Annotated in this window: 20 protein-coding genes; 9 read left to right on the plus strand and 11 right to left on the minus strand. The window is 67.0% G+C overall.

Annotated features, from left to right (window positions below):
• Positions 1-2: 2 nt before the first annotated feature.
• From EV650_RS30135 to EV650_RS30150, 4 genes are read right to left on the minus strand one after another with little or no spacing between them, the layout of a single operon-like run.
• On the minus strand, positions 3-809 hold the full coding sequence (locus EV650_RS30135; protein WP_134122341.1) for a hypothetical protein: 807 nt from the start codon (positions 807-809) through the stop codon (positions 3-5).
• A 32-nt stretch (positions 810-841) separates the two neighbouring features.
• The gene (dgoD, locus tag EV650_RS30140; protein WP_134122342.1) at positions 842-1,987 is read right to left on the minus strand and encodes a galactonate dehydratase; all 1,146 of its coding nucleotides are present in this window, start codon (positions 1,985-1,987) and stop codon (positions 842-844) included.
• Positions 1,984-2,709: a FadR/GntR family transcriptional regulator gene (locus EV650_RS30145; RefSeq protein ID WP_238174531.1), complete on the minus strand. Its 726-nt coding sequence runs from the start codon at positions 2,707-2,709 to the stop codon at positions 1,984-1,986. The genes dgoD and EV650_RS30145 overlap by 4 nt, the downstream gene beginning before the upstream one ends.
• 10 nt (positions 2,710-2,719) lie before the next feature.
• Positions 2,720-3,442, minus strand: coding sequence for an SDR family NAD(P)-dependent oxidoreductase (locus tag EV650_RS30150; RefSeq protein WP_134122343.1), 723 nt, complete (start codon positions 3,440-3,442; stop codon positions 2,720-2,722).
• Positions 3,443-3,660: 218 nt separating this feature from the next.
• Between EV650_RS30150 and EV650_RS30155 the strand changes: the two genes are divergently transcribed.
• The 5 genes from EV650_RS30155 to EV650_RS30175 all read left to right on the plus strand — a co-directional run bounded on the left by EV650_RS30155 (position 3,661) and on the right by EV650_RS30175 (position 10,773).
• Complete coding sequence (locus tag EV650_RS30155; RefSeq protein ID WP_134122344.1) at positions 3,661-4,944, plus strand: ABC transporter substrate-binding protein; 1,284 nt, start codon at positions 3,661-3,663, stop codon at positions 4,942-4,944.
• Between the two features lie 143 nt (positions 4,945-5,087).
• On the plus strand, positions 5,088-5,885 hold the full coding sequence (locus EV650_RS30160) for a carbohydrate ABC transporter permease (RefSeq protein WP_238174532.1): 798 nt from the start codon (positions 5,088-5,090) through the stop codon (positions 5,883-5,885).
• A complete protein-coding gene (locus EV650_RS30165; protein WP_134122345.1) occupies positions 5,882-6,697 on the plus strand; it encodes a carbohydrate ABC transporter permease in 816 nt (271 codons plus the stop codon). Before EV650_RS30160 ends, EV650_RS30165 begins: the two co-directional genes overlap by 4 nt.
• On the plus strand, positions 6,694-8,667 hold the full coding sequence (locus tag EV650_RS30170) for an alpha-galactosidase (protein ID WP_134122346.1): 1,974 nt from the start codon (positions 6,694-6,696) through the stop codon (positions 8,665-8,667). The genes EV650_RS30165 and EV650_RS30170 overlap by 4 nt, the downstream gene beginning before the upstream one ends.
• 30 nt (positions 8,668-8,697) lie before the next feature.
• Positions 8,698-10,773: an NPCBM/NEW2 domain-containing protein gene (locus tag EV650_RS30175; protein WP_134122347.1), complete on the plus strand. Its 2,076-nt coding sequence runs from the start codon at positions 8,698-8,700 to the stop codon at positions 10,771-10,773.
• Positions 10,774-10,818: 45 nt separating this feature from the next.
• Here EV650_RS30175 and EV650_RS30180 read toward each other — a convergent pair whose 3' ends face one another.
• Positions 10,819-12,417: a beta-N-acetylhexosaminidase gene (locus EV650_RS30180; RefSeq protein WP_134122348.1), complete on the minus strand. Its 1,599-nt coding sequence runs from the start codon at positions 12,415-12,417 to the stop codon at positions 10,819-10,821.
• Positions 12,414-14,303: a glycoside hydrolase family 5 protein gene (locus EV650_RS30185; protein WP_202874984.1), complete on the minus strand. Its 1,890-nt coding sequence runs from the start codon at positions 14,301-14,303 to the stop codon at positions 12,414-12,416. Before EV650_RS30185 ends, EV650_RS30180 begins: the two co-directional genes overlap by 4 nt.
• 163 nt (positions 14,304-14,466) lie before the next feature.
• Between EV650_RS30185 and EV650_RS30190 the strand changes: the two genes are divergently transcribed.
• The 4 genes from EV650_RS30190 (at position 14,467) to EV650_RS30205 (ending at position 18,839) form a co-directional block, all read left to right on the plus strand.
• The gene (locus EV650_RS30190; RefSeq protein ID WP_134122350.1) at positions 14,467-16,242 is read left to right on the plus strand and encodes a bifunctional metallophosphatase/5'-nucleotidase; all 1,776 of its coding nucleotides are present in this window, start codon (positions 14,467-14,469) and stop codon (positions 16,240-16,242) included.
• A 10-nt stretch (positions 16,243-16,252) separates the two neighbouring features.
• Positions 16,253-17,083, plus strand: a complete 831-nt coding sequence (locus EV650_RS30195) for an alpha/beta fold hydrolase (RefSeq protein ID WP_134122351.1) — start codon at positions 16,253-16,255, stop codon at positions 17,081-17,083.
• Between the two features lie 138 nt (positions 17,084-17,221).
• Positions 17,222-18,085, plus strand: a complete 864-nt coding sequence (locus EV650_RS30200) for a hypothetical protein (protein WP_134122352.1) — start codon at positions 17,222-17,224, stop codon at positions 18,083-18,085.
• Positions 18,086-18,155: 70 nt separating this feature from the next.
• Complete coding sequence (locus EV650_RS30205; protein ID WP_134122353.1) at positions 18,156-18,839, plus strand: hypothetical protein; 684 nt, start codon at positions 18,156-18,158, stop codon at positions 18,837-18,839.
• A 46-nt stretch (positions 18,840-18,885) separates the two neighbouring features.
• On the opposite strand, the gene EV650_RS30210 is transcribed toward EV650_RS30205, so the two are convergent.
• The 5 genes from EV650_RS30210 to EV650_RS30230 all read right to left on the minus strand — a co-directional run bounded on the left by EV650_RS30210 (position 18,886) and on the right by EV650_RS30230 (position 24,411).
• Positions 18,886-20,280, minus strand: coding sequence for a GH1 family beta-glucosidase (locus EV650_RS30210; RefSeq protein WP_134122354.1), 1,395 nt, complete (start codon positions 20,278-20,280; stop codon positions 18,886-18,888).
• A 10-nt stretch (positions 20,281-20,290) separates the two neighbouring features.
• Entirely contained in the window at positions 20,291-21,295 is a 1,005-nt protein-coding gene (locus EV650_RS30215; RefSeq protein ID WP_134122355.1) for an ABC transporter ATP-binding protein, read from the minus strand.
• 115 nt (positions 21,296-21,410) lie between these two features.
• Positions 21,411-22,421, minus strand: a complete 1,011-nt coding sequence (locus EV650_RS30220) for an ABC transporter permease (RefSeq protein ID WP_134122356.1) — start codon at positions 22,419-22,421, stop codon at positions 21,411-21,413.
• Positions 22,421-23,401, minus strand: a complete 981-nt coding sequence (locus EV650_RS30225; protein ID WP_134122357.1) for an ABC transporter permease — start codon at positions 23,399-23,401, stop codon at positions 22,421-22,423. The genes EV650_RS30220 and EV650_RS30225 overlap by 1 nt, the downstream gene beginning before the upstream one ends.
• Positions 23,398-24,411: an ABC transporter ATP-binding protein gene (locus tag EV650_RS30230; RefSeq protein ID WP_134122358.1), complete on the minus strand. Its 1,014-nt coding sequence runs from the start codon at positions 24,409-24,411 to the stop codon at positions 23,398-23,400. The genes EV650_RS30225 and EV650_RS30230 overlap by 4 nt, the downstream gene beginning before the upstream one ends.
• Positions 24,412-24,468: the final 57 nt, after the last annotated feature.

Consider the following 24,468-nt stretch of genomic DNA (forward strand, 5'->3'; position numbering starts at 1 on the left):
CATCACACTGGCCTGGCGGACAGCGTCAACCGCCAGGCCAGCTCACCACTCTCTGGCACCACGGCAGCGTCGCCGGACCCGGCCTCGCTCAGGTCGAACACCCGGCCCAGCATCGGTTCGACCCCGAGACTCCGGTATGGCGCATCGACCGGAAACCCACCCTGGTTGCGCCACAACGCGGTCGAGACCGGTTGCCCCGGGCAACTCAACGTCATCGTGAGCTCGGCGCCGCGATCGCGGACCGAGACCGTTGGGCAGTCCACCAGTACGGCACCGGCCGCGGTGCCATCCGACGGGCTGTAGGTCTCCAAGTCCAGTGGAGTCGGCCAGCCGGCCGCGATCCACGGAGCCTCCTCCGGCCAGGCCCAGGGAAGCAGCGCCGCTGCCTCGGGGTAGAGCCTGCACTCGGTCCCGGGCTGAGCGGAGATGACCGCACCCGCAACGCAGTCGAGCAATGCATGGGCAGCCCAGATGAACCGAAAGCCCGGGACCGCTTCGAGCTGGTAGTCGACGCTGAGCGTGTCGGTGCCTGGGGTGAAGGCGCGGGTCAGTACCGCGCCGTCGTACTCGACAGATCCGTCCCAGGGCTGGTTCCACAGACCGCCGTGGTCGGGTGTGCCGCGTACTGTCGGGAAGCATTCGTCGAGCCCGCCGGCGTCGATGAAAGAGGCGAGCCCGGTCCGCGGGCCGGTCACGAGCCCGGGGCCGGCCCAAAGCCACTCCCGGCCGGCCAACTGTAGGGATGTCCAACGACCGCCGTCAGCTGGGTCGACGGTCACAAGCCGACCGGCCGCGTGCTCGGTCACCATCGCCCAGTCACCGCCCGGTCACCATCGCTCCGTCACCATTCCGCGAAGGATCCGTCGGAGTGCGTCCAGACCGGGTTGCGCCAGGCGTGGCCGGTCTTGTCGGCGGCGCGGACTGCCTCCTCGTCGACGGTGATTCCCAAGCCAGGCAGGGGATTCCACTCGGCGTGGCCGTTGACCCAGGTGAACGGCGCCGGGTCCACGACGTACGAGGTGAGATCGCTCGACACGTTGTAGTGGATGCCCCGGCTCTGCTCCTGGATCAGGAAGTTCGGCGTCGCGAACGAGACCTGCAACGAAGCCGCCAGCGAGATCGGCCCGAGCGGACAATGCGGCGCGAGCATCGCCCCGTGGGCATCCGCGAGTACGGCGATCCGCCGCAACTCCGAGATCCCGCCCGCATGCGACACGTCCGGCTGCACCACAGCAACGCCCGCGTTCAGCGGCGCCATGAAGTCGGCCCGGTGGTAGAGCCGTTCACCGAGCGCGACCGGGATCGTCGACGCTTCCACCACCGAGGAGAGATGTGCCATCTGCTCCGGCAGCACCGGCTCCTCGACGAACATCGGCTGCAGGTCCTCGACCGCATGCAGGATCCGTCGTGCCGCGGCCACTCCGACACGACCGTGCAGGTCGATCGCGACGTCCCGGCTGTCACCGAGAACCTCCCGAGCAGCCGCGAGCCGAGTGACGATGTCGTTGACCTCGGCAACGGACGGCGAGGCCTGGATCTGCCCGCTGGCGTTCATCTTGACCGCGGTCATGCCGGCTGCGATCTGCTCGGCGACGGCGTCACCGATGGCGGACGGCTCGTCCCCGCCGACCCACGCGTACACGCGGACGCGGTCCCGGACCCGTCCGCCGAGCAGCGCCGCGACAGGAGCGCCGTACACCTTGCCGGCGATGTCCCAGAGCGCGTGGTCGAGTCCGGCGACCGCGCTGCTCAACACCGGTCCGCCGCGGTAGAACCCGCCCTTCGTCAACACTTGCCAGTGCCGCTCGATCTGCAGCGGGTCCTGGCCGATCAGGTACTCCGACAACACGTCGATCGCCGCGCGGACGACTTCGGCGCGGCCCTCGACGACCGGTTCGCCCCAGCCGACGACGCCGTCGCTCGTCTCGACCCGGCAGAACAACCAGCGCGGCGGAACGAGGAACGTCTCGATTCTCTCGATCTTCACCGGCGCCGCCGACGAGTGGATCCGCGTACTTCGGTGAGGTCCTCGGCCGCCTTCGCCAGCAGCTCCCGCATCGCGAGCTCGGCGCCCTCGGGATCGTGCGCACGAACCGCGTCCACGACCAGCCGATGACTCGGCACCGGATCGTCCGACGGTTTCACCTTGTGCACCAGCCGGTCGCGATCGGCGAGCCCGGTCTCCATGATCACTTCCATCTTGGTCAGCAGTTCGTTGCCTGTTGCCGCCAGCAACGCTCGGTGGAAGGCGATGTCGGCAGCCACTGCCGCAAGGTCGTCACCCGCCGACTCCATCGCGGCGAGTGCTTCGTCGAGTGCGGCGAGATGCGAGTCGTCGGACCGCAGTGCCGCCAGTCGGGCGGCCGCCGGCTCCACGATCCCGCGTACTTCGTGCAGTTCCTCGAGCAACTCTGGCCGGGCGTCGGCGTCGCTGAAGTGCCAGCGGATCATGTCCGCGTCGAGCAGGTTCCAGTCCGAGCGCGGCCGGACGAACGTGCCGCGCTTCTGCCGCGCGTCCACCAGCCCCTTCGCGGTCAGCACCTTCAACGCCTCCCGGACCGCGGTCAGGCTGACCCCGAGATCGGACTGCAGGTCGGTCATGTTGATGGTCGCGCCTTCCGGGATCGTCCCGGACAGGATGCGCTTCGCCATCACCTCCACGATCTGCCCGTGCAGCCCGCGCGAAACGCCGCGCTGAATCCCCGTCACACTGCTCTCCTCACGCCGAGTCCTTGACTGCGGACCATCCGCCGTCGACGACCAGGCTGGCCGCCGTCACGAACGACGCCTCGGACGACAGCAGGAACGCCACCGCCTGCGCGACTTCGTCCGGCTGTCCGAGTCGTCCGAGCGCCGTCGCCTGCGCGCTGCGTTCGCGTCCCTCGGCGTCGACGCGATCCCACATCGCCGTCACGACCGGGCCTGGAAGCACGGTGTTCACCCGGATCGAGCGCCCGTATTCGACCGCGAGCTGGCGCCCGAGCGAGATGAGTGCGCCCTTGGTCGCGGCGTACGCCGGATGTCCGGGGAGGCCCGCGATCGCGTGCACCGACGAGACCAGTACGACGGAGCCGGCGTTCGCGATCAGGTCGTCATACAGCGCCTGGAAGCCGAGGAAGGCAGCGGTCAGGTTGACGTCGAGCTGGCGCTGCCAGGATTCCTGCGACAACTCGTTGGCCGGCTTCACGTCGACGACGACCGCGTTGCTGACCAGGCCGTCGATCGGGCCGAGCTCGTCGCGGCCGCGGGACCGGACCTCGGCCCAGGTGTCCGGCGACGCGACGTCACCGACCACGCTGATTGCCTTGCCCGGCAGCTCCTTGCAGGGGTGGACGTCCACCTGCACGACCTGCGCACCCTCGGTCAGCGCCCGCTCGGCGCAGGCAGCACCGATTCCCGACGCGGCTCCGGTCACCACGATCACCCGCCCAGCCAGCCGCACCCAGCGCCTCCTTCAGTCACCCCTACCCAAGCACGCAGGCAGGCTCGTTCCAACGATGAACGAGGCACCAGTTGACCGTGACGACGGTGTCAGGTCAAGCGATTTGCTCGTAATTTACGAATTAATATTGACACTAGCGACCGGCCGCCGCAAGATCGTCCGCAACACACCACAGACTCGACTGGCATGCTGGTCGAGCAGAGCTCAGGAGTGCAGGCATGACGGGTCTGGCAGCAGATCGGCGGACGTTCCTCAAGGGACTCGGAGTACTCGGGGCAGCGACCCTGGTGCCCGGGTGTGCGACCTCGACCAAGAGTCCGGGCAGCGGTAGCGCGCCCACTGGTCAGGTCTCGTTGCAGTCGAATCTCTCCAGCGAGCAGGCCAAGGCCGCGATGGAGAAACTCGTTGCCACCTACAACAAGACCGGTGGGTCGCAGGTCAAGCTGAACACGGTCGCGGCGGAGATCTTCCGGACCCAGCTGCCGACGTACCTCACCTCCTCCAACCCGCCGGACGTCTACACCTGGTACGCCGGATCCGTCGCGGACTCGTACGCGAAGAAGGACCTGCTGCTGGACGTGTCGAGCGTCTGGGACTCGATGGGCAACTACTCGAAGGCGATGCAGACCCTGTCGACCAGCAGCGCCGGCCAGAAGATCTTCGTGCCGACCAGCTACTACTGGTGGGGCATGTTCTACCGGAAGTCGAACTTCGCCAAGTGGGGCGTGACGCCGCCGAAGACCTGGGCCGAGTTCGTTGCCGTCTGCAAGACCATTCAGAGCAAGGGGATCCCGCCGATCGGGATCGGTCTCGGCGACACGCCGTGGGTCGCGTCGGCCTGGTTCGACTACCTGAACATCCGGATCAACGGAGCGCCGTTCCACCGGCAGCTGCTCGCCGGTCAGGGGGACTTCACCGATCCGAAGGTCAAGGCGGTCTTCACCAAGTGGCGCGAGGTGCTGCCGTACTTCGACCCGAAGGGGAAGTCGTTCCCGTTCCAGGAGGCGACCTCGGCGCTGCTCGCGGGCAAGACCGGGATGTTCCTGATCGGGACGTTCTTCGCGGACTCGGCGCCGAAGGACGCGCTCGACGACATCGACTTCTTCCAGTTCCCGATCATCGATCCCGCCGTACCGGTGGCCGAGGAAGCGCCGACGGACGGGTACTTCGCGTCGAAGAAGGCCGCGGATCCGGATGGGGTGAAGAAGTTCCTCACCTGGCTGGCGACGCCGGAGGCGCAGAACATCTACGTGCAAAGCTCTTCTGGTACGGCGATCCCGGCGAACCCGGACGGGAAGTCGGCGGACACCGCGCTGGTGAAGAAGGGCAAGGCGATGATCGAGGGCGCGGCGGAGCTGACCCAGTTCTTCAACCGCGACTCGAGCGACGCGCTGCAGCCGACCGCTGATGCGGCCCTGACCAAGTTCCTCGACAAGCCCGACCAGATCGACCAGATCCTCAAGACCTGGCAGACGGCCGCCCAGAAGGTCTTCAAGGCGTGACGGCTACAGCTGTGGAGCCACGGGGCCGGACCGGCAACGGTCCGGCTGGTGGGTCACGTCGTACCAAGCGGTCGGGTCCGCGGCGGGTCTCGCCGCTGATCCTGGCGTTTGTGTTGGTGCCGTTTGTTGTTGAGGCTGTTTGGGTGTTTTGGCCTGCGTTGCAGGGTTTCTGGCTGGCGTTGACCAACTGGGACGGGTTGTCGGCTCCTCGGTTCGTTGGGTTCGGCAACTTTGGCGACATGGTGTCGGACCCGATCTTCCGGACCGCCTTGAAGAACACCGCGATCTGGCTGGTGCTGTTCGGTGGGTTGAGTGTGATCGGCGGGTTCGGGATGGCGCTGCTACTGCAGCGCGAGCGCCGAGGCGTCGGGATCTACCGGGCGGCGTTGTTCACGCCGGTGGTGTTCTCGCTCGTCGTCACCGCACTGATCTGGCGGGTGTTCTATCAGCCGGATGGACTTGTCGACACGGTGTTCCGGTCCGTTGGCTTGGGCAACTTCGTTCGACCGTGGCTGGCCGATCCAGACACCGCGCTGTACGCCGTCATTGTGCCGGCGCTGTGGCGGCAAATCGGGTACGTGATGGTGCTGTATCTGGCTGGGCTCAAGGCCGTCGATCCCGCGCTGTACGAAGCGGCGAAGGTCGACGGAGCGTCGGCCTGGCAGCGGACGCGGTACGTCACGATCCCGCAGCTCAAGGGCGTGAACTCGGTCGTGCTGTCGGTGATCGTGATCGACTCGCTGCGATCCTTCGACATCGTCTGGTCGATGACGAGGGGTGGGCCGTACCACTCGTCGGAGCTGCTCAGCACGTACATGTACTCGACCGCGTTCCAGTCCACCCAGCTCGGCTACGCGTCGGCGATCGCCGTGGTGATCTTCGTGCTCGCCCTGGCCGTCATCCTCGGCTACCTCATCCGCGCCTTCCGGGAGGAATCATGATCAGGCGGGTGGGGTACCACGTCGCGATGAGCGTCGTGTCGTTCTTGTGGGTCGCCCCGATTCTCTGGGTGATCGTGATCTCGTTCCGCAGCTTCGACGATGTTGCTGCGAACGGGCTCGGATCGTTGCCGCACTCGTTCACGTTCTCGACGTACAAGTCGGCGTGGGAGGATGCGGACGAGTTCCGTGCCCTGATCAACAGTCTGCTGGTGACGATCCCGGCGGTTTTGCTGAGTCTGGGGCTGGCGTCGATCGCGGCGTACGGGCTGGCGCGGTACAACCTCCCGTTCCGGCGGACGATCCTGTTGCTGATGTTGATGGGCAACCTGCTGCCGCCGCAGATCCTACTGATCCCGATCTCCCGCTTCGTGGAGCTGATCGGGTACTACGACACGCTGATCGCACTGATCGCCGTGCATGTCGGGTTTGGGCTGGGGTTCTATACGTTCGTGTTGCACGGGTTCATGCGGGACCTGCCGCGAGAGATCCAGGAGGCGGCGACGATCGACGGCGCCGGGCCAGGGAAGATCTACTCGGCGGTGATCCTGCCGCTGACGCGACCCGCGTTGGCTGCGCTGGGTGCGCTGTCGTTCACGTGGATCTTCAACGATCTGCTCTGGTCGATCACGGTGATCCGGTCCGGAGAGAAGATGCCGGTCACGCCGGCGCTCCTCGGTCTGCAGGGTCTCTTCGTGTCGTCCTGGAACGTCATTGCCGCCGGCACCGTGATCGCGGCAGTCCCAACCGTTGCCGTCTTCCTCCGTTTCCAGAAGCACTTCGTCGGCGGGCTGGCGATCGGAGCCGTCAAGTGAAGACATGGACGTTGCGCGGCGCAACGACGTCGTACGTCGTCGGTGTGCCGGACCACGGTCAGTGGGCGCAGTTGGTTGCCTGGGGCCCGCACGATGGTCTCGCCCCGGTCGAGGTTGTCGGCACCGAACACTTCCTGCCGCGCGCTGACGTCGAGCCGCTCGAGTACGCAGTCCGTGGGGTGCGGTACGCCGCCCCGGTCGACCTCGTCGTTTCCAGTGCTGGGGGAACGGACGAATTCCGGCCGGTCTTCGTCTCGGCCACCGAGGACGATCACCTGCAGTTGGAGTTTGCCGACACCGTCAACCTGGTTCTCCACTACCGGATGGTCGGCGACGTCCTGGAGCGCTGGGTCTCGGTGCGCAACGACGGCGCCGACGACCTCACGTTGCACCGTCACGACTCGGCTGGGTTCGTCGTTCCGGTGGGGAACACCGTCAAGTACTTGTGGGGTGAGTGGAACAGCGAGTTCCAACAGGCATCCGTGACGCTCCCGCGCGGGCGGTTCACGATTGGGAGTGCGCAGGGGATCACCGGGCACTCGTACTCGCCGTTCCTCGCGACCGACGGTGAGGTGGCGTACGGCGTGCAGCTCGCGTGGTCCGGGTCGTGGGAGATGTCGGCCGACGTCGACACGACCGGTCTACTGCGTATCCAGGCCGGGCGGGTGTCGTCCAGCCAGGGGATCGCCCTCGAGCCGGGTGCGACGTGGGTGTCGCCGAAAGCCGTTGGAGCCTGCAGTGCCGAGGGCGCTGACGGGTTGGCGCAGGTCTTCCACGAGTACGAGCGCGCGGCTTCGCGGCGGCGTACTCCGAAGGTGTTGTACAACTCGTGGTTTGCGACCGAGTTCGACATTCGCGCGGAGCATCAGCTCGAGTTGGCGCGGCGGGCTGCGGGCATCGGGGTCGAGACGTTCGTGGTGGACGACGGGTGGTTCGTTGGTCGGTCCGACGATACGGGCGGGCTGGGGGACTGGGAAGTTGATCCGGCCAAGTTCCCGAACGGTCTGGACGGATTCATCGGTGAGTTGCAAGAGCTGGGTCTCGATTTCGGGTTGTGGATCGAGCCCGAGTCGGTCAACCCCACGTCGAGGCTGGCGGCCGAACATCCGGAGTGGATCCTGCGGACGCCGGGTCTCGAGCCGGTCCTGATCCGCAACCAGCTGCTGCTCGATCTGAGCCGGGACGACGTCGCCGAGTTCATCTGGACCACGCTCGACCGGCTGCTGTCGTCGTACGACATCAAGTATCTGAAGTGGGACGCCAACCGGCCGCGGCTGGACAGTGGCGATCAACGGCGGGATCTCGACGGTCTGGTCGTCGGCAATCTGTACCGGATCCTCGAGCGACTGCGGTCCCAGCACCCGGACGTGTACGTCGAGGGTTGTGCGGGTGGTGGCGCTCGGGTGGATCTGGGGATGGCGGCTCGGGTGGACACGCTGTGGCCTAGTGACAATACGGCCCCGCTGGATCGGCTCAGGATTCAGGAGGGGTTCCGGACCGGGTTCGCGCCGCATCTGATGAGCTCGTGGGTGACTGATGCCGTCGGCACGCATGACGGGCGGGAGCGGTCCCTCGATTTCCGGTTCCACGTTGCGATGGCCGGCGTACTCGGGATCGGCGCGGACCTGTCCCGCTGGACCGACGATCAGTTGAAGGCGGCGACTCGTCATATCGCGCAGTACAAGGGCTTTCGAGAGTTGATTGCCTCTGGCAAGGTCTACGGACTCGCGGCCGGCGTGCAGTACGTCGGTGAGGGGCGGTCCGTGGTGTTCCTCTGGGAGACCGGCGACGGCAACGTGCGCGGCACGCTGCCGACCCGGCGGCGGCGGGTGCCGCTGGCCGGGCTGGATCCGGCGAAGAACTACCGGGTGGGCGACGAGGTCCACCCGGGCAGCTACCTGCTGCAGGTCGGGGTCGCGTTCGACGGCCCGGCCGACTCGCGGTGCCTGATCGTCGAGGCACTGGACTGACCCCGTTCCGCTCAACGGAAGAAGATAACCATGAGGCGAATCCTTGGTGGGGTGATCGCGGCGGCGCTGGTGGCCGGCGCGTTCGCGACCACCACAACCCCAGCTGTGGCGGCTCAGGCCACAGCTACAGCACCAGCCACAGTGCTCAGCCCGACGCCGTACATGGGCTGGAACACGTACTACGGTCTCGGCGGCGACTTCACCGAGGACACGATCAAGTCGGTCGCGGACTCGCTGGTCAGTCGCGGTCTCGCGAAAGCGGGGTACGACATCGTCTGGCTGGATGGCGGCTGGCAGGCCGACCAGTCGCGCAGTGATGCCGGTGACCTGGTCCCGAACCTGGCCAAGTTCCCGAACGGCCTGAAGCCGCTCGTCGACTACATCCACAGCAAGGGCCTCAAGGCGGGCATTTACACCGACGCCGGCCCGTACATCCCGGGTAAGTGCGGCCTCGGCAGCGGCGGCCACTACCAGCACGACGCCGACACGTTCGCCGCTTGGGGATTCGACGCGGTCAAGGTCGACTACCTGTGCGGGATCGCGGCCAACCTGGACCCGAAGACGGTCTACACCGAGTTCGCCCAGGCCCTGCGGAACAACGCGAGCCACCGGCCGATGATCTTCAACCTCTGCAACCCGGTCACCTCGCCCGACTGGGGCAACTATCCCGAGTCGCAGCAGTCGATCAACTCCTGGTCGTACGCGCCGGGGATCGCACAGTCGTGGCGCACGTACACCGATGTCGGTTTCCAGGGCGACATCAAGTTCAAGGACGTACTGCGGAACTACGACGCGAACGCGCGCCACCCGGAGGTCGTCAAACCGGGCGCGTTCAGCGACCCGGACTACCTCGCGCCCGAACTCGGGATGACCGACGAGGAGTTCCGTACCCAGTTCACGCTGTGGGCGGTCGCGGCCGCGCCGCTGGTGGTCGGCAGCGATGTCCGCAAACTCAGCGCGACGACGGTCGGCATGCTGACCGATCCCGACGTACTCGCGATCAACCAGGACAAGGCTGCGGTCCAGGCGGTCCGGGTCGGCGCTGCTGGTACGACGGAGACGTGGGTGAAGCGGCTCGCGGACGGCAGCCGGGCCGTCGTACTGCTCAACCGAGGTGACAGCGCGAAGACTCTGACGACTACTGCATCGGCGGTGGGGCTGCATGGGTCGCGGTTCACGTTGAAGAACGCTTGGACGGACAAGGTGACGGAGAGCGGCGGCGTGATCAGTGCGGCGGTGCCGGCGCACGGTACGGCGCTCTTCCGGGTCGAGCCGGCTCGTGGTGTTCCTGGGGTGCCGCATGTCACGGCTGGGATTCCGCAGGTGACGAAGGTCGGCACGGATGCGCAGCCCGCGGATGTTGCGCCGGTGGTTGCTGGGGGCGACGAGCTGACGGTTCAGGTCAACGTCCGCAACGACGGCGTACTGCCGGTGCTGAAGCCGACCGTTACCGTTGCTGGTGGCAACGGATGGACCGTGACGCCGTTGTCCAAGGCCCCCGCGATCCTGGCCGGCGGCAAGCAGGCGAACTTCACCTTCACGGTCAAGCTCCCCGCCGGCGCGGCTCCCGGTACGGCGAGCGTGACCGCGCAGACGGCATACCAAACGGTATTGTATGGAGTGCAAAAGCAGACAACCGTGCTGTCGTCAATCGTGATTGCGCCTGCACCTCCGAGCGGGACAGTCCCGTTGTCGCACCACTCGTGGATCACGGCGACCAGCGGGTGGATGTCACCGACGATCGACGAGAGCGTCGGTGGCGGCAACCCGATCAAGCTGACCGGGACGACGTACTCGACCGGGATCGGCGTCGCGTCACCGTCGCTCGTCCGGTACTACGTCGGCAAGGCGTGCTCGCGGTTGACCGGTACCGTCGGGATCGACGACGTGGTCAGCAACGTCGGCCCTGATGGCGGGACGTCGACCTTCCAGGTGGTTGGCGACGGCAAGGTGTTGTTCGACAGCGGGGTCGTCGACCGCTTCACCCCGAAGCCGTTCGACGTGGACCTGACCGGCGTACGCGTACTCGACCTGGTAGTCGGCGACGCAGGCGACGGCGGCTACAACGACCGCGCCGACTGGGCTGCACCAACCGCAACCTGCTGAACGCAGCGAGGGGCGGACCCGCAGTCGGTCCGCCCCTCGCGGCGGCTACGGCCAGTTGACTTCGGTTGATTTGAAGTAGTTCCACGTGCGGGCTTGCCAGGTGGGGGAGTGGTGGGCGAGGCGGGTGGCGTAGTCAGGCCAGTTCGTGCGGGTTTGAGACCACGCCTTCTCCGCGGCGCCGGCGAGCCGGGGGAGGAGCATGAACTCGAGCTCGGCCGAAGTGGTGATGGTCTCGCACCAGATGGCTGCTTCTACGCCTGCGACCTGCGCGTCGGAGTCGATGCCCGGGGTGTACTCGACGGGATCCCAGTCGACCCCGGACTCGATCGAAGTGGGCGGGTAGAAGGGCAGACCTACGCGTTTGCGGAGTTCTTCCTGAGCCGGGTCGGAGGAGGCTTTGGCGTGCGGGGCGTCGAAGTAGAGGCGGCTGGTCGGCGACAGGAGCAGGCGGGATCCATGCCTGAGTGCGCGCGGGATGTCCTGTTCGGCCTTCGCGAAGTGCTCGATCAGGATCGGCAACAGGTCCGCCGGCACCATCGAGGCGGCTTCACCGTCCAGTGAGTCGTCCTGACGCGGCTCCAGCCAGTACTGCACGACGTCGTCGGAAGTGATCGCGGCGCGGGCGATCTCCTGCCAGCCGACGACCCGCTTGCCGCGGGTACGGACGAGGCCGGCGGCCAGGTCGACGAAGGCCGCGTGGTCCTCGTCGGACATGCCCCACGCCTCGTCGCCGCCGATGTGCACGTAGGCGCTGTGCGGGAACTGCGGGATGACCGCGTCCAGCACGTCCTCGACGAAGGTCCAGATCTCGGGGCGACCGGGCTCGAGGGTGTTGAGGTGCAGGGTGGTGCCGTTGCCGAGCTCGACCGTGCGTGTCTCGGTCGGCGCCAGTTCCGGATAGGCCTCGAAGACCGCGGACGTGTGACCGGGCATGTCGATCTCGGGTACGACGGTCACGAAGCGCTCGGCGGCGTACGCGACGAGCTCGGCCAGCTCGGCCTGGCTGTAGAAGCCGCCGGGACGGTCGTCGGTGGCTCCGGCCGCGCCGATCTCGGTGAGCGCCGGCCGGGACGGCACCTCGACTCTCCAGCCCTGATCGTCGGTCAGATGCAGGTGCAGGACATTGAGTTTGTACAGCGAGCACATGTCGATGACCCGTCGTACGACGGGTGGCGCGTGGAACGTTCGTACGACGTCCAGCGACAGCCCGCGCCAGGAGAAGCGCGGCCCATCGAGGACGCGGGCCGTGGGCAGGGTCGCCGTACCGTCGGCGGTGTTGGCCGTGATCAATTGCCGTAGCGACGTGAGGCCGCGATGGACGGCCTCCGGTGTCGGACCCCAGATCCGGATGCCGTCGGTGGTGACCTCCAGGCCGTACCGCTCGTCGGCGTCCGCCTCCCGGCCATCGGCTCGCAGACCGGCGGCCGGCGCGACGTCGTCGAGACCGTCGCGGCCGAGTTCGAGCGTGATGCCGATCGCTCCAGGGGTAAGCGTGATGCCGGAGTCGGCCTCGAGGTCGTCGGCGAAGTGGACCGCGATGGTGGCCAGCTCCGGCGGGTAGCTGACTCCGAGGGCGTCGGTGACTGCGAACGTTCCGTCGTCCGTGCTCGCCGTGGTGGGTGCTGGGATCAGGGGAAGGCTCATGCACTGAGTTTGCGGCAGTAGAGGGCGTCAGGGGTACCACCCGAGCCCACGCGCGTCGTGAACGCGATGCCGGCGAGGTACTCGTCGTCGGCGCACTGACCCTTGTAGTTGCCGTTCGCGAAGTCACCGCCGTCCCCGCTCCGGTTGTCGCCCCGGTCGAACCAGACAGTGCGGCCGGTCGAGCTCAGCGTTTGCGACGTACCGGCGCACAGCGCGGACGACACCTGAGCGCCGCGGACGCTGTACCCGATCAGGTAGAAGTTCGGCGCGCACTGGAACTTCGTGTAGCCGGTGGCCCAGTCGGAGGAGACGTGGCTCTCGTCCTTCACCGCTTCGTACGCGCCCGACCAGGTCGGCCCGCCGGATCGGCAGAGGCCGCGGTTGCCCGTGTGGCTGAGTCCGATCAGGCGTAGGCCGTCAGGGCACGCGGCTTTGCGGGCGCCGGAGTCCCAGTCGCCGGCGGCGCGCATTCGGAGTGATTCGACGAAGTCGCCGTGGTCCGGGCTGAGCATCTTCCACACCGTTGCCGCGTCGACCGGTCCGGTCTTGCTCGGCGCGTTCATCAGCCGGGTCCAGGCTGACGCTCGCCAGTCGTCACCGTCGTACAGACCGATGCGATGACCGGTGGTATCCCAGGCAAGCAAGGCCCAGCCGTTGTCCGGGTCGCCATTGGTGTTGTGCCAGCCGACCACCGGCCAGTACGCGAAGTCCGCGTCGGTGCGGATCAGTTGATCGACGAAATGCTCGAACCAGGCGCGCTGCAACGACCCGGTCTCCTCGCGGCCGCCGATGCCGAACTCGCTGATCCACAGCGGTGCGGTGAAGTGACCCTCTTCGCCGGTGACGAAGAACGCCTGCCGGTTGAGCTCGCTGATCAGGTCCTCGGGCGACAGGTCGCGGTACCGCGGGTCGTGGGTCTCCCCGGTCCCGGTCGCACCGCTGTGACGCGGGCCGGTGTAGTCGTAGAAATGGGCCGAGTAGACAAGCTTGTCGGAGGCAACCAGCGTGTGGGACAAGTAGCGCGCCGGCGTCAGCGTCGGCCGGTCGTGCGGGAGTCCGTCGGCCGGGATGCCGGTCCAGTTGATGCCCTCGACAACGATCAGCAGGTTCGGGTTCGCCTCGGTGAGGATCCGGTCGCCGAGGTGCTGAGAGGCCGCGAACCAGTCGTGCTCGTCGCCGAGTCCCCAGTTCGGGTCGTCCAGGAGGTCTCGTCGTACCTCGTTGTAGAGGTCGGCGCCGACGACGCGGGGATTGGTCTTGTAGCGGTTCACCATGAACAGCCAGTCGCTCTCCCAGGTCTCGGTCGACTGGCTTGCGTTCCAGCGTTCGTTGCCGTCCAGGCCGCAGCACCACTTGGTGGTGTTGGTGTGGTTGTTGAGGATCACGGCGAAGCCGGCGGCGGTGAGTTGCTGTACGACGACGTCGTACACCTGGAGCGGGGTCTTGCCGGCCAGGCTCGGGTTCGCCGCGACGGCAGCGGCCGGGACCGGGGCGGTGTCGTGGATCATCTCGTTGGAGAACTGCAGGCGGATGCTGTTCAGGCCGAGCTCGGCGAAGCCGGAGATGATGTCGGCGATCGGCGCGCGGTCGAGGCCGAGCGGCATCCGGTTGCTGTTCTCGCCGGCGTGGTGGTTGGCGTCGTCGTTCTGGTCGCCGGAGCCGTTCCAGGTGCCGCTCGCGCCGTGCCAGTTGCCGGACTTCAGCCGGAACCGGTTGCCGTTCGCATCGACGATGTAGCGGCCGCGGGTGCTCAGCGGAGGGGTCCAGCCGGTCACGAGCTGCTGCGTGGCGACGGTGGTCGGCGGGGCCGCGGCGGCCTGCGTCGTCGGCGCGATCGGGAGTAGTAGGAGTAGGGCGGCGAGGGCAGATGGGGCGATTCTGCGCATGCTCCGATCGTCGGCCTTGACTCGCGGTGGTGTCATGCCGCCCGGCGGGTCGTCAGATTCTTTCCGACCTTCCCGACTCGCCGTGTGATGGTGACATTTCGTTCACGGTCGGGCAGTCTCATCTTGTCGAATCCTGCTCGTATGCATCCCTTAGGAGACATCAGTGCGCAGAGTACGCCGCCCACGCACCCTTGCCGCCGGTCTCGCGGCGCTTCTGACAGTCGGTCTGGCGAGCACCACCGCCCAGGCCTCCCCGCCGGCCTCCACGGTCCCGGTGCAGCTGGTGTCGATCACCGACTTCCACGGGTATCTGCGGCCGCCGTCGCCGGCCGACGGTGGGACGATCGCCGGGCCCGATGGTGCGACCCAGGTCGTCGGCGGAGCGGCGTACCTGGCGACTCATCTGAAGAGCATCCAGGCCGGCCACCGCAACTCGATCTTCTTCGCCGACGGGGACAACTTCTCCGGCTGGCCGTTCGAGGTGGACGCGAACGCGGACGAGCCGACGATCGAGGTGCTGAACGCGCTCGGGGTGCAGTTCTCCAGCGTCGGCAACCACGAGCTGGACGTGTCGAAGAGCTTCCTGGTCGACCACATGGAGAAGGGCAAGTGCTTCGGTACGGTCGGTGTGGACAGCTGCTTCACCGACTCGACCGGGCGGCGGTTCCACGGCGCCGACTTCGACTTCCAGTCGGCCAACATCGTTGATGCCAAGGGGCGGACGATCGTCGCGCCGTACACGATCCGGTGGGTCCGCGACGGCGGGCGGAGCTACCCGATCGGCTTCATCGGGATGACCGTGCCGGACACGCCGACAGGCTCCACGTCGTACCAGCCGGACCTGAAGGCGCTCGACCCGGTCGAGTCCGCGAACCGGGCCGCGGGCGAGCTGACCAAGCGTGGGGTCAAGGCGATCGTGCTCAATATGCACGACGGCGGTACGGATGCGTCGGCGACGTACGACAACTGCATCAACCCGAGTGGGCCGGCTATCGATCTGGCCAAGAAGGTGACGCCCGAGATCGACGCGATCGTGACCGGGCACTGGCACGCGGCGTTCAACTGCAGCATCCCGGACCCGGCCGGGAACCCGCGCCCAGTCGTCGAGGCCGCGAACCACGGCCGGCTGATCAACGAGATCAACGTGCAGCTCGACCGACGGACCGGTGAGGTACTGCGGGACAAGACGACGTCGGTGAATCACGCTGTCACGCGCGACGTCACGCCGGACCCGAAGATCCAGGGCATCGTGGACTACTGGGCCGCCAATGGCGACCGGAAGTATCAGGAGCCGGTGGCAACGATCACCGGTGACTTCACCCGTACGGCGAACGCGGTAGGCGAGAGCACGCTGGCCGATCTGGCCGCCGACGTACACCTCTGGACCGCACGGCAGAACGGTGGTCGGGCCGATCTCGGTCTGATCGCGGCCAAGCCGGCCACTGGGTCGACGGCGTTGCGAGCGGATCTCCTGGTTGCCAACAGCAATAAGCCTGGTGATGCGGACGGTCGCGTCATGCTGGGGGAGTCGTGGGATGCCTATGGGTACGGGAACCCGGTGCTGACAGTGAGTCTTACCGGCGCGCAGCTGGACGCCGTACTCGAGCAGCAGTGGCAGACCCAGCCCGACGGGACGGTGAAGTTCGCACCGCTCGCGTTGTCGGCGAACGTGAAGTACGCGTTCGACGCGAGCCGACCAGTGGGCGATCGGATCGATCCTGCCGACGTCCGCATCGACGGCGTCGCGCTCGACGCGACCAAGACCTACCGTGTCGCTGCCCTCGCCTACACGGTGATCGGGGCCGACGGCTACTCAGCCTTCAAGGCCTACACCACCCCGGTCCGCAACAACACCGACCATGAGACGTTCGCGGCCTACCTCAAGGCTCACCAGACCCTGACCCCGGCGCCGCTCGACCGGGTAGCGCAGAAGGGCTAGCGTCAATGCGGTGATCGAGACGTGGGAGGGCGGCGATCCTGCCGGGGTGCCGGTTGTGTTCCAGCACGGCACTCCGGCCGGGCGGTTGCAGGCGTCGCTGGGGGACGCGGCGGCCAAACGGCTCGGCGTGCGGCTGATCTCGTTCAGTCGGCCTGGGTACGGGCGGTCGACCAACACACCGCCCAGCCTGGCGTCGGTCGCGCAGGACACGTTGCGGGTCGCGGATGAGCTCGGCGTTGATGAATTCGCCGTACTAGGCGCGTCGGGCGGCGGGCCGTACGCAATCGCCACCGGGATCGCCGACCCACGCCGAGTGAAGGCCGTCGGGCTCGCGGGCGGAACAGGCCCCTGGCGGTTGATCGAGCCGCCCGACCTGGCCGACTCGGATCTTCCGTTGCTGGCGTTGGCCGACGCGGGTGATGTCGCCGGTGCGCTGGACGGATTTCGTCGGCAAGGTGTGCAGGACTTCGACGGGTTGCTCACGCTGGATGACGAGGCCATGGTTACGGCGTACTTCAAGGGAGCGCCGAAGAAGGACCTTGGCTGGCTGGATGTCGGGGTGTGGGCGGCCGACGCGCGGGAGGCGCTGGCGTCGTACGACGGGTATGCCCGGGACAACGTTGCCTGGGGAGGTGCGTGGGATGTGGATCCCGCGGACCTGCGCGTTCCGACCTGGCTCTGGTACGGCGAGATCGACCGGCTGGTCCCGGCCTCACACGGACGTTGGTTGGCCGATCGGATCCGTCAATCCACCCTGATCGTGCGGCCGGGTGAAGGGCACGGCACCACGATCTTCGGCCACTGGGAAGACATGCTCACCACCCTGGTCACAATCGTTTGATGCGGTGGTTGGTGGCCGTTGCTCGAGTATATGGGCCACAAATTAACGGCCCGGAATGTGTAACGCGGGATTTTCTGTGGCGATGGTGACCATGAATGGTCTAGCTGTTGTATTGCGGGGGAACGAACGATGGATCCAATGACGATTGCTGCTTTCGCAACGAAGTACGTGCTGCAGGCAATCAAGAGTCTGGGCGAGCAGGTCTTGGCGAAGTCCGAGGACGCGACGAGTGACGCTGCCGTCGGTCTTGGTACGCGCGTTCTGAAGCTGCTGCTCCGGCGCCGGGCCGGCGGTGATCGGTCCGATCCGGAGACGGCCGCGCTGGAGAGCGGGATCGAGCGGCGGGTGCTGTCCATCGCCCGCGATCCAGGGCAGCCGAACGCCTCCATCCAGTTGGAGGGCGCGATCGAGGAGCTCCTACGCGCCGACCGGATGCTCCTGACCGCCGTTGCCGAACTGCAACGGCAGGCGCCGCCGGGAGATTTCGAGTTGCACGACAACATCATCACGGCTCCGGTGCTCAACCATTCGAGCGTAGGCGGCTCGATCTACAGCAACTCGACCGTCAAGTACGGCGACGATCCGGCCACCCTCGCAACGAGGTACTTCGCCGCCGGCGAGCAGCATCTTGCCGTCGGCGACTGCGCAGCGGCCGTCGAGGACCTGAGGCAGGCGAGGTCGTACGACGCACGCAACCCCGACACCTACTACCTCGGCGCGATCGCCCTCCTCGGCCAGCGGAGCGCGTTCCGCGCCACGCTCCCGACCGCGCGTGAGGTCGAGCGAATGATTCAAGCCGCCGTCGCTCTCGAGGACCGCGCGGTATTTCACTATTTCCTTGCTTATGTTCGCTACGACTTCTACGAGCGGAATTCTCTCCGGCCGCCGGGTCCCTGGCAGGCGTCGTTGCAGTACGCCTGGAGCAAAGGCGTGACCCAGCCGGACATCGATTCTCTGTTCCATTTACTGGCGGTGGAGAATCCGTTTCCATCGCCTCGGTGACGGGGGGAGCCCGGGGCCTCGGCCCTGGTCCGTCATCATTCCGTGAGTCATTGCCCTGGGAGGGGACGGCATGGCGTCGATCAACTACGAACGCAACCGCAAGTACTTCACACCGGTGTCCTACAAACCCGGTGTCATCAGTATCGTCATCGGCGTGATCGTGATGCTGTTCGGCGGCATCGCGATCGTGATCGGCCTGGCGCTCGCCGCGCTGGGCGGCGTGCTGATCTACCGCCAGGTGGCGGATCGCCCGACGGACCTGGAGATCGATCGCCAGGTGCGGGCGATCATCGAGGAGCTTGCCTCGGTCGCCCTGAAGCGGCTCGGTCTCGAGCCCAGCGAGGTGGACCTGATTCCGCCGGTTCTGGTCGGTGGGAACTCGTTCGACTCCGGCAGCCGGGTCAAGCGCGGCAAGGACGGAGTACTGCGCAGCAGCGACTGCGAAGGCGTCGTCATCTTCTTCGGCGACCAGGAACTGCACGCGTTCAAGGGCGGAGCGTCGCTGGTGCGGCAGGAGAGCCGGGAGCACACCGACGTGTACTTCTACCGCGATGTCGTCTCGGTGTCGACGACCACCGAGAAGGTCAGGGTGCCCGTCGAGGGATCGCCCGAGGTCCTCCTCGAGCAGTTCAGGCTGACGACGTCGGGCGGGACGAACATCACCTGCTCGATGAGCTCGACCGGGAGCACCAAGGAGAAGGACATCCACGGTGCGCGCGCGTTGATCCGCAAGAAGAAGCTGCAGCTCAGCTAGCACTCGGGCAGCGCGGCGGGGGCGGAGGCCGCCGCGCTGCCCCGAGTCAGCGGTTGCGGTGCAGGGCCGCGATTTCCTTGAGGTACGCCGCGCTGGCCTTCGGGGTGCGCTGCTGGCTGTCGTAGTCGACTCGGACGATGCCGAAGCGTTTGACGTAGCCGTAGGCCCATTCGAAGTTGTCCATCAGGGACCAGGCCAGGTAGCCGCGGATGTCGGCCCCTTGAGCGATGGCGTTCGCGACGGCGGTCAGGTGGGACGTGAAGTACGCCGTACGGTCGGTGTCGTCGACGTACCCGTTCTCGTCGGGGACGTCCTCGAAGGCCGAGCCGTTTTCGGTGATCACCATCGGGAGGCCGGGGTAGTCGCGGGCGATGCTGACCAGGAGATCGGTGAAGCCCTCGGGGACGATCTCCCAGTCCATTGCGGTGCGCGGCTTCCCCAGCGGTACGTCGCGGCTGATGGGCAGCCCGTCGGCGTCGAGAGTGCTGCCGTCCTCGGCGTACCCGGTGAACTTCTGGCTGAAGTAGTAGTTCACTCCGAGTACGTCGATCGGCGCCGAGATGATCTCCAGATCGCCGTCCTCGATGGGCAGCTCCACACCCTCGCGAGCGAGATCCGCGACCACATCTTCCGGGTAGTGACCGTGAACGAGCGGGTCGAGGTAGATCCGGCGGCCCATCCCGTCCGCCCGCCGGGCCGCATCGACATCCGGCTCCGCGTCGGACGCGGGGTACGCCGTCGCGACGTTCAGCGTGATCCCGATGTCGAGCTTCCGCGGCGACGCCTCGCGCATCTGCTGCGACGCCAGCCCGTGCCCGAGCAGCAGGTGGTGGACGGCCGCCAACGCCGCCGGGTACTCACGCCGGCCCGGTGCATGTGCGCCGTACGCGTAGCCGAGCATCGCCGAGCACCACGGCTCGTTCAGCGTCGTCCAGGTATCGACCCGATCCTTCAACGCGTCGAACACCAGCATCGCGTACTCCGCGAACCGGTACGCCGTGTCCCGCACCGGCCAGCCGCCCGCATCCTCGAGCTCCTGCGGCAGATCCCAGTGGTACAGCGTCACCCACGGGTCGATGCCCTGGGCAAGCAGTTCGTCGACCAGCCGGTCGTAGAACCCGATCCCGGCCGGGTTCACCTGACCCTTGCCGCGCGGCTGCACCCGCGGCCACGCGACCGAGAACCGGTACGTGTCCAGGCCGAGATTCTTGATCAAGGCAACATCGGCCGGCATCCGGTGGTAGTGGTCGCAGGCGATGTCACCCGTGTCGCCGTTGTCGATCGCACCAGGGACCCGGCAGAACGTGTCCCAGATCGACGGCGTCCGGCCGTCAGCGTCGATCGCACCCTCGATCTGGTACGCCGAGGTTGCCACCCCCCACCGGAATCCGGTCGGAAGGCCTGCGACCACATCGGCCGCCCCCGAGACAGAAATAGTCATGTTCGCCTTTCTAGGAAACAGGAACGCGGCCAGGCAGCCAGCACGCGACAGAACGGTCCGGATCGTTACGGGCGGACGGGATACCCAGCACCGGGATCTCGTCGGAGCAGCGGTCGAACGCCTGCGGGCAGCGCGGATGGAAGGCACAACCCGACGGCATGCCGCGGAGGTCGGGCGGCGAACCGGGGATCCCGGCCAGCTCCCGCCGCGGACCGCGCAAAGCCGGGAACGACTTCAGCAGCCCTTCGCTGTAGGGATGCAGCGAGTCCCGGTACAGGTCGGCCGAGCGCGCCTCCTCGACGATCCGCCCGCCGTACATGATCGCGATCCGGTCCGAGAACTCGACCAGCAGCGACAGGTCGTGGGTGATGAACAGCACCGAGAACCCGAGCCGTTCCCGGAGCTCGACCAGTTCCGCGAGGATCTGCCGCTGCATCACCACGTCGAGCGCGGTCGTCGGCTCGTCCATGATCACGACCTGCGGCTCGAGCACGAGCGCCATCCCGATCATCACCCGCTGCCGCATACCGCCGGACAGCTGATGTGGATAAGCATCCATCCGGTCGGCCGAGATACCGACCAGCTTCAGGATCTCCTGGGCCCGCGCGATCCGTGCCTGCGGCGACAGTTGCGGTTCGTGCGCCTTGATCGCATCGACCATCTGCGTCGAGACCTTGTGCACCGGGTTGAGCGAGTTCATCGCGCCCTGGAACACGATCGACGTCTCGGCCCAGCGGAACTCCCGCAACTCGGAGTCGGTCAGCGCCATCACGTCGTACGGATCGCCGTTCGGCGGGTGGTAGATCACCGAGCCGCCGCTGATCACCCCGGGCGGCGGCAGCAACCGCGTCACGCCGTACGCCAGCGTCGACTTCCCGCTGCCGCTCTCGCCGGCCAGGCCGAGTACTTCGCCGCGGTGCAACGTCAGCGTCACGTCCCGGACGGCCTGCACCGACTCGTCGCCGAGACCGTAGTCGACGTGAAAGTTCTTGATCTCCAGCACCGGCCTGGTCATTGGGCCTCCCGGCCTGGACTGAGGAGCGGAGGGAGCGAAGCGATCGGAGCGACGAGGGAAGGCCGGGAGTTCCAGCCCAATGAACCGCCGAGCGGCAGCGAGGCAATGTGCACAGTCATGCCGCGTTCTCCTTACGCCGTACGACGGGAGTCGCGGGAGCCTGCTTAGACGAGAGCACCGGGGTGAACCCGACCCGCATCCGGACCGAGTGCCCGTCGTTGGTCTTCACCCGGGTGTGACCGCTGGACCGCAACCGCGGGCTGACGAACTCGTCGATGCCGAAGTTGATCAGCGACAACGCCGTACCGAGGATCGCGATCGCCAGGCCGGCCGGGACGAACCACCACCAGGCGCCCTGGGCCAGCGCCTGCTGGCTCTGCGCCCAGAACAGGATGGTTCCCCAGTTCCATTCGGAGATCGTCGAGATGCCGATGAAGGCCAGCGTGATCTCGGACATCACCGCGAAGATCACCGTGCCGACGAAACCGGACGCGATGATCGCGGTCAGGTTCGGCATGATCTCGAACGTGATGATCCGCCAGGTGCTCTCACCGGTCGCCCGCGCGGCTTCGACGTAATCCCGCCGTCGCAACGACAACGTCTGCGCTCGGAGCACTCGCGCACCCCAGGCCCACGAGGTGAAACCGATGACCAGGGCAACCATCAGGTCGCCGGCCGAAGGGATGGTCGAGGCAACGATGATGATCAGCGGCAGGGCCGGGATGACCAGGAAGACGTTCGACAACGCGGACAGGCTGTCGTCGGCGGCGCCGCCGAGGAAGCCGGCGCTGACCCCGATCAGGATCGACAGCGCGGTCGCGACCAGGCCGGCCAGCAGGCCGACGTACATGACGCCGCGAGTGCCGACGAGGACCTGGCTGAAGATGTCCTGCCCGAGGTGCGTCGTACCGAACCAGTGCTTGGCCGACGGCGCCTGGATCAGGTCGCTGCTGCGGGCGGACGGGTCGTACGGCGCGATCCACTTGCCGATGATCGCGATCAGGCAGAAGAACGCGAGCACGACCAGGCCGGTGGCGGCCTTCGGGTTCGCGACGAATCGCAGCCGGCGGCGCTTGGCCGGAGTCGGCGTCGCGGCGGGCGTGACTGCGGCGATGGTGGCGGTCATCAGCCCTCCTTCCGGGTACGCGGGTCGAGGAGCAGGTAGGCGACGTCGGCCAGCAGGTTCGCCAGCAGTACAGACAGCGTGATCACCAGGAAGACGCCTTGCATCAGCGGGTAGTCCTTGGCGCCGACGGCCTGGAACAGGTTGTAGCCGATGCCCGGGTAGGAGAAGACGATCTCCACCAGCAGCGTGCCGCCGACGATGAAGCCGAGCGACAGCGCGAAGCCGGAGACGTTCGGCAGCAGCGCGTTCCGGGCCGCGTAGCTGACCATCACCCGGCGCTCGGACAGACCCTTCGCATGCGCGACGGTGATGTAGTCCTCCGAGGCCACTGTCACCATCATGTTCCGCATGGTCAGGATCCAGCCGCTCACCGAGGAGATCAGGATCGTCAAGGCCGGCAGCAGACTGTGCTGGATGGCGCTGCCGATGAACGAACCGGTCCAGCTCGGCACCAGGCCGGGTTCGTACCCGCCGGACGACGGGAAGAAGCTGCCCGGACCGGCCAGCAGCGTGATCGCCAGCAGACCGAGCCAGAAGTACGGGATCGACGACAGGAATGTTGTCACCGGCAACAGTCCGTCCATGATCGAACCCCGACGCCAGCCCGCGATCACGCCCAGCGACGTACCGATCATGAAGCTGGCGAACGTGGTGATGCCGACCAGCGCGATCGTCCACGGCAGGCTCTGCTTGAGCACCTCCGACACCGGGGTCGGGAAGAACGTGAACGACAACCCGAGGTCACCGTGGAAGATCTGGCCCCAGTAGGCGACGTACTGACTCCAGACCGACTGATGCTTGTCCAGGCCGAACAGCACGTACAGCGACTGGATCGCCTCGGTGCTCATCTGGCCCTGGTACTTCGCCATCAGCGAGGTGACCGGATCACCCGGGATCAAGCGAGGGATGAAGAAGTTGATGGTCAGCGCGGCCCACGCGGTGAAGATGTAGAAGGCGATGCGCTGGAAGAGGAACTTCACTTCGCAGCCCCCTCCTCGTAGAGCCAGCAGGCGGCCCAGTGACCCTGGACCGGCAGCTCGAAGCGGGGCGGCAGGTCGGTCGAGCACTTCGGCATCGCGTGCACGCAGCGCGGATGGAACCGGCAGCCGGTGGGCGGTGCGATCAGGCTGGGCGGTTCGCCGCCGGCCTGGTCCTCCGGCCTACTGAGCTCGCCGAGCCGGTCGGGATCAGGTGCGCTGTCGATCAGCAGCTGGGTGTACGGGTGGGCCGGATTCTGCGTGACGGTCTCCGAATCGCCGCCCTCGACCAGGCGGCCGGCGTACATCACCAGGGTCTCGTCGGCGAAGTACCGGGCCGACGCGATGTCGTGGGTGATGTAGAGGATCGCGAGGTTGAGCCGTTCCTTCAGATCACGCAGCAGGTTCAGTACGCCGAGGCGGATCGACACGTCGAGCATCGAGACGGGCTCGTCGGCGAGCAGGGCCTCGGGGTCGGCGCCGAGTGCGCGGGCGATCGAGACGCGCTGCCGCTGACCACCGGACAGTTCGTGCGGGAACTTGTCGAGGTACCGCTCCGGTGGGGTGAGCTGCACCTGGTCCAGCAGGTTGCGAAGGTTCTGCTCGAGATCACCCGCGCGGCCGTGGATCTTCAGCGCACGGGTCAGGTGGTACCGCACGGTGTGCGTGGGGTTCAGCGAGGCGAACGGGTCCTGGAAGATCATCTGCACCCGGCGGGCGTACGCACGGAATTTGCGGCCGCCGCGGACGGTGATCGACTCTCCGTGCAGCCGGATCTCGCCGGCAGTGCGCCCGTACAGCTGGGCCATCAGCCTTGCGACCGTGGACTTGCCGGATCCGGATTCGCCGACCAGCGCGGTGACCCGGCCGCGGCGCAGGGTGAGCTTGATGTCGTCGACCGCATGCACGACCTTGTGCTCGCGGGACAGCAGATCGCGGACGCCCCGTCGTACCGGGAAGTGCTTCGTGAGGCCCTCGGCCTCCAGAACAACCTCGGTCTCGGTGACCGTCATAACACTCCAATCACGGCCCCGCGGCGCCGGGCAGGAGGGCCCCGGCGCCGCGGTCCG

The sequence above is a fragment of the Kribbella kalugense genome, assembly GCF_004365875.1.
Classification (GTDB): domain Bacteria; phylum Actinomycetota; class Actinomycetes; order Propionibacteriales; family Kribbellaceae; genus Kribbella; species Kribbella kalugense.

Bases quoted from the DNA above. Each gene is read 5' to 3' on its own strand.
- EV650_RS30210 (WP_134122354.1), bottom strand. From the start codon at position 20,280: ATGACTATTTCTGTCTCGGGGGCGGCCGATGTGGTCGCAGGCCTTCCG.
- EV650_RS30180 (WP_134122348.1), bottom strand. From the start codon at position 12,417: ATGAGCCTTCCCCTGATCCCAGCACCCACCACGGCGAGCACGGACGAC.
- EV650_RS30165 (WP_134122345.1), top strand. From the start codon at position 5,882: ATGATCAGGCGGGTGGGGTACCACGTCGCGATGAGCGTCGTGTCGTTC.
- EV650_RS30205 (WP_134122353.1), top strand. From the start codon at position 18,156: ATGGCGTCGATCAACTACGAACGCAACCGCAAGTACTTCACACCGGTG.
- EV650_RS30215 (WP_134122355.1), bottom strand. From the start codon at position 21,295: ATGACCAGGCCGGTGCTGGAGATCAAGAACTTTCACGTCGACTACGGT.
- EV650_RS30220 (WP_134122356.1), bottom strand. From the start codon at position 22,421: ATGACCGCCACCATCGCCGCAGTCACGCCCGCCGCGACGCCGACTCCG.
- EV650_RS30135 (WP_134122341.1), bottom strand. From the start codon at position 809: ATGGTGACCGAGCACGCGGCCGGTCGGCTTGTGACCGTCGACCCAGCT.
- EV650_RS30155 (WP_134122344.1), top strand. From the start codon at position 3,661: ATGACGGGTCTGGCAGCAGATCGGCGGACGTTCCTCAAGGGACTCGGA.
- EV650_RS30185 (WP_202874984.1), bottom strand. From the start codon at position 14,303: ATGCGCAGAATCGCCCCATCTGCCCTCGCCGCCCTACTCCTACTACTC.
- EV650_RS30230 (WP_134122358.1), bottom strand. From the start codon at position 24,411: ATGACGGTCACCGAGACCGAGGTTGTTCTGGAGGCCGAGGGCCTCACG.
- EV650_RS30200 (WP_134122352.1), top strand. From the start codon at position 17,222: ATGACGATTGCTGCTTTCGCAACGAAGTACGTGCTGCAGGCAATCAAG.
- EV650_RS30175 (WP_134122347.1), top strand. From the start codon at position 8,698: ATGAGGCGAATCCTTGGTGGGGTGATCGCGGCGGCGCTGGTGGCCGGC.